This window comes from Bradyrhizobium manausense, assembly GCF_001440035.1.
GTDB lineage: Bacteria > Pseudomonadota > Alphaproteobacteria > Rhizobiales > Xanthobacteraceae > Bradyrhizobium > Bradyrhizobium manausense.
The window spans coordinates 4,462-9,222 of sequence record NZ_LJYG01000089.1 but is presented as its reverse complement, the minus strand read 5'-3'; the positions used below and the strand labels follow the sequence as shown (position 1 = coordinate 9,222).

At 60.7% G+C, this 4,761-nt stretch carries 4 protein-coding genes; 2 read left to right on the top strand and 2 right to left on the bottom strand.

Annotated features, from left to right (window positions below; translation table 11 throughout):
* The first annotated feature begins 26 nt into the window (after positions 1-26).
* A complete protein-coding gene (locus AOQ71_RS20805; protein ID WP_057750209.1) occupies positions 27-782 on the top strand; it encodes an SDR family NAD(P)-dependent oxidoreductase in 756 nt (251 codons plus the stop codon).
* A gap of 703 nt (positions 783-1,485) precedes the next feature.
* The gene (locus AOQ71_RS20800) at positions 1,486-2,514 is read left to right on the top strand and encodes an alpha/beta hydrolase (protein ID WP_083514372.1); all 1,029 of its coding nucleotides are present in this window, start codon (positions 1,486-1,488) and stop codon (positions 2,512-2,514) included.
* Between the two features lie 490 nt (positions 2,515-3,004).
* On the opposite strand, the gene AOQ71_RS45990 is transcribed toward AOQ71_RS20800, so the two are convergent.
* A complete protein-coding gene (locus AOQ71_RS45990; protein WP_063958274.1) occupies positions 3,005-3,301 on the bottom strand; it encodes a hypothetical protein in 297 nt (98 codons plus the stop codon).
* Positions 3,302-3,342: 41 nt separating this feature from the next.
* Positions 3,343-3,759, bottom strand: a complete 417-nt coding sequence (locus AOQ71_RS20790; protein ID WP_057750205.1) for a hypothetical protein — start codon at positions 3,757-3,759, stop codon at positions 3,343-3,345.
* Positions 3,760-4,761 lie beyond the last annotated feature (1,002 nt).

Sequence of the window (4,761 nt, the reverse complement as noted above, 5' to 3'; positions counted from 1 at the left end):
CCGCCGCACCAGCAACGGAGGCGACCATGGATCTCGGATTGAAGGGAAAGTGCACGCTTGTGACCGGCGGCAGCAAGGGCATCGGGCTTGCGATCGCCGAGCTGTTCGCGGCCGAGGGTGCCAACGTCGCGATCTGCGCCCGGAATGCCGACGAGGTTGGCAGTGTCGTGAAGGGCCTCGGGGCGAAAGGCGTCAAATCGTGGGGCAGGGCGGTCGATGTCGCCGATCCCGTCGCGTTGAAGGGCTGGATCGACGGGGCCGCTGCCGAGCTCGGCGGCATTGATATCATCGTCTGCAACGTCAGCGCGCTGGCGGTCGGCGACACCCCGGAGACCTGGGAGAAATCGTTCCGCACCGACATGATGCATACCGTCAATTCGGTCGCGGCCGCGGTGCCCTATCTGGAAAAGTCGAAATCGGCTTCGATCATCATCGTCTCGAGCGTGTCGGGATTCGAGGTCGATTTCGCCGCCGGCTCGTACGGCGCCTTCAAGGCGGCCCTGATCCACTATGCCAAGGGCCTCAGCAATCAGCTGATCGCCAAGGGCATCCGTGTCAACGCGGTGTCGCCGGGCAACACCTATTTCGAAGGCGGCATCTGGCAGAACATCGAGCGCGGCATGCCGGATCTCTACAAGACGGCGATGTCGCTCAACCCGACCGGACGCATGGGCACGCCGCAGGAAGTCGCGGCCGGCGTCGTTTTCCTGGCGAGCCCGGTTGCGAGCCGCATCTCCGGCACCAATCTCATCATTGATGGAGCGCTCACAAAGGCTGTCTAGCCAGACGTTCGTCGAAAGTGGTTGTTGTAACTCGCGGACCAACCTTCCTTTGATTGGTTCCAATCGGACCACGCTTGCTGGAGTTAGCTCAAACTTGCCGCTGATGGATTGGAGCGAGAGCTGAAGTTTTTCAATCGGTTAGAAGCCGGCGTGGGCAGGACGTGTGCATCGGGAGATCAAGAAAAATTCATCGCAGATAAGCGTCGGCGGTCCTTCGTTGGAGCTACGGGCGACGTCCGTAAAGCGTTGGCGGATAAAGAGCAGAGGCGCTGCGCAGGATCTAAAAATGCTTAGCCATCTCGCGAGCAGGGCTCAGCGTAAGTCTATACCGTGATGTAAGTAAGGTGCAGTGAGAAAACAAAAACCGGCGTCCGGACCTGATTTTCGGTCAAAAAGAACTGGCCCTGAAGAAAGGCTCTCGGACTAACATCCGGTCCAAAAGCAATTGCAGCGAGCCTAGCCCTTCACACCGGCAAGGCGCAGACCATGGAGTCACTGAGCAGCGTTTCTCGCTGCTTCAAAGTCTCCCCATCATTGAGGGCAACCGCCACGCCGGTGCCGGAACTTCGCCACACCGCAGAGCCAGCCGGCGAAGGCCCCTGACTGCGACCTGCCACGAAGCTGCTCCGCCGCCTTCTCGCCCGGATTGTCATTCAGGGAGGCAGGCGGGGCGGCTGGGGGCCGAAGTTCCCGAAGGTTCCGCGTGATCGTCCGATATCCTCTGCAACGCCGCTCTCATCGTGCTCCCTCGCGCCGCGCGCTCCTGCGCGGGCTTTTGTCGGCGGGCAGCGCTCTCGCGCTCGGCGGATGCGCTGGCCTGGGCGCGACCGGCGCGCCCTACGACGCGTCGTCCCTCTTCGTCGACCCCACATTGCTCATCACCACCACACGCAAGCCCGTGAAGGGTGGTCGCACGAAGCCTTGGTTCGGGCCTGAGCGCGCGACCACGATGACGGTCGCGCGGGCAACGCTGGTGGCGCCGGATGAAAGCAGACTTTCGCTCGCCTCGGTCGGACTGGGCGATTGGCGCCTCGATCAGATCGAACCGGTGCAGGCCGACATCGGTGATCTCGTTGCGCAGACCGGCGGGGGAGGAGACGTGCTGATCTATGTGCACGGCTTCAAGCAGACGTTCGAAACGGCCGTGCTCGATGCTGCCCATCTCTCCGACGGCATCAAGTTCCGCGGCCGGACCATGGTGTTCTCCTGGCCCTCCAAGGCCGGACTGTTCGACTATGCCTATGACCGCGACAGCGCGATGTGGTCCCGCGATGATTTCGAGCGCGTGCTTTCGTCCCTCGTGTCGAGTCCAAGCGGCGGCCGTGTCCATATCGTTGCACACAGCATGGGAACCATGCTGACGCTCGAAAGCCTGCGTCAGCTCTATGCGCGATACGGCGACACCGTGACGGGCAAGATCGGCACGGTCGTGTTTGCCGCGCCCGACATCGACATGGACGTGTTCTCGTCGGCGATCCAGCGCATCGGTCCGCTTGCCGGCAAGATCACCGTGATCGCCGCAACGAACGATCGCGCCCTTGCCCTGTCGGGACAAATTGCTGGAGGAATGACCAGGGTCGGCGCCGCCGAGAAAGCTGTCATCCAGAGGCTCGGCGTGCGCGTGGTCGATGCGTCCCAGGAAGGCTGGGGCATCATCAATCACGATCTGTTTCTATCGAACGCGGAGGTGCAGCGGGTGATCCGCCGCTCGATCGACGGCACGACCGCATGAGAGCGCGCACTTTCGCAACTAGTTCTTGGACTACTGACGACCCAGAAGATACGACGGCATGCCACTGCGATCGGTGTGACACAGCTTTTCGGGCCTCACGAATGCCGGCAGAGGTGTGCGTCGGCCGTAAATTACGATCTGCCGCCGTGGCGTACAGGTTGTTCACCTCTCAGGGGCTATATGAACTCGACAACGACCGAAGTCATATTCGCAGCACTCGCGCGATGATGGACGACTTCGCAATGCGCGCAATCGTTTGTTGCGACAAGCGTCCGCGCTCGAATGCCTCACCGGTGCCGATGGCGCCACCAGGTCGATCGAGATCAGCGGACTCCGATGCCGGGGACGCTCATGAGGTGCTGGCAGTTGGTTTCCTTTTCGCCGATCTGGTCGATCTCTCCGGCGAGGGCCTCGATCCGCTGAGCGAGGCCAAAGGTTTGGTGGTCATGGGCTGCTTCTCCGGATGCTGCAGGGTAGTCATTGCAGACTATCACCGCGGGGTAACCAACCGGTCCGTCCCATTGGCGGAACTAACGGGCACGCAAACAACCGCGCGCCGTTGTCGGTTAAGTTGATGCTCGCGCCAACAGTTCTGGATGAGCTTGACGGTTGAAATCTGCCATTCACCTTCATGCCCTGCGATCGAAATGCGAAGTCCGTGCACTTCGTCGAGATGGACATGACCAATCGTTCCAGCTTTGCCGTCGGTCACAACGACGGTCTTACCAATCAGCTCGTCCTCGGCAGCTTGCAACTCCCAGAGAATGCTAAGGGACTCTTTCCTCACCAGTGCGCGACGTCCGATGAGATCAATCTAGCTGCGGATCGTTACCGAGAAGGTCGGTCCGAGGTATTGGTCGTCGATCCGCCTGTATCGGTTGTGCTCGAATCCGTCGTGGTGCTTTCCATGACGATCTGCGTGACGAGCTTGTCGTCGGGATCGATCAGCACGATCCGGTCCGGCAATTTGACGAAGAGAAGATTCTTTGTCTCGGGAACCTGATCGGTGACGTTGCTCGGCACCGACTGCGCTGACATGGCATCGGGAACTTTGCTGCCAACCTGCGGTTGCTGGCCAGACGGCGCGGGCTGTGAAGGCGAAGATGCGAGCCCCTGGCTGACGGTCTGCTGCTGACTTGCCGTCAAATCGGGGTGAACCTCGCCAGACGACCGCTGGGCGGCGGCGAAGCTTACGCTACCAAAAAGCGCCACGGCGATTGCGGCCCCGCGAATGAGTTGATGCATGATCGTCTCCTAAATAGACTGAGGAATCAACCGTGGCAATCGTGGGCTACCACGACACTCCGCCGGCTGGTGATCAAGCATTTATACGTGTGACAAAGTCGGGCACGTTGACTGCCGTCAAGATCACACGGGTTTCGTGACTTCGATAATTGGTAAGAGACCGTCCATTGGGCTGCTGCCGCTTCGGTTGGCACTAGGATTCCGGTGTCGTAAGCCGGCGGTGGGGGCACTGCAATGACTAAAGTTCGGCCGACATGCCAAGACGGTCAGCCGATCAGGAATACGGGGCCCGTCGCGATGGCCGGTCGTGCCTCGCCTGGCAGCTGAACGTGCGCAAACGGGCATCGAGAACGGTTTCTTGCTGTCTACTTAAGAGGGCTGCGATCGTCGGTATCGTTCCGCCATTGCCAACAACGACTTGGGCCTTTCTTTTGGCGCCTTTCGGAAGCCCCGGCGCGAGTAGGAACAATGGCCGGCATCTCGTCTTGGGAGTCTCGCTAGTCCCCCGTCGGGCTGGCGGAGCGGCCCCGGCCTACCCCCAAAAGTCCCCTGAAGCCGGGGTCGTCTCTTCGCCATTCCTGCCGCGCATGCGAGGCTTGAATCTTATTACACGTTCTCGAGCCCTGTTTTGGAGTTCGGTCACAAGAGCCGCATTGGGGCCGGCGCAAACTGAAGAGGGACCAATGACCATCTTCGTATACGTCAACACCGCCAAGCAGGTCGGCGATAAAGATCACATCAAGCTATTCGCGACCCGACGCCGCAGAGAAATGGTTCGAAGAGAACGACCCTGAGGGCGTGGCATTCGAATACGAGGTTATGGAGTAGGGGCCCGCCAGCGTGAACTGGCGGGCCTCTGAGCGCGGGACCGAAGCTCCGCGCCGAGTGAACGCTGTTAGTTCCCGAGCGCTTTTCCGAAGCTTTGGCCGCTATCGGAGCAGGATATTTGTCGGTAGGGATACGATCCCGTCCTCGTGCAAGTGACGGTTACATTGCCCGCCG

What these genes read in the sequence shown, in the direction of transcription:
- AOQ71_RS20805 (WP_057750209.1), top strand. Translation starts at nt 27, where the DNA reads ATGGATCTCGGATTGAAGGGAAAGTGCACGCTTGTGACCGGCGGCAGC.
- AOQ71_RS20790 (WP_057750205.1), bottom strand. Translation starts at nt 3,759, where the DNA reads ATGCATCAACTCATTCGCGGGGCCGCAATCGCCGTGGCGCTTTTTGGT.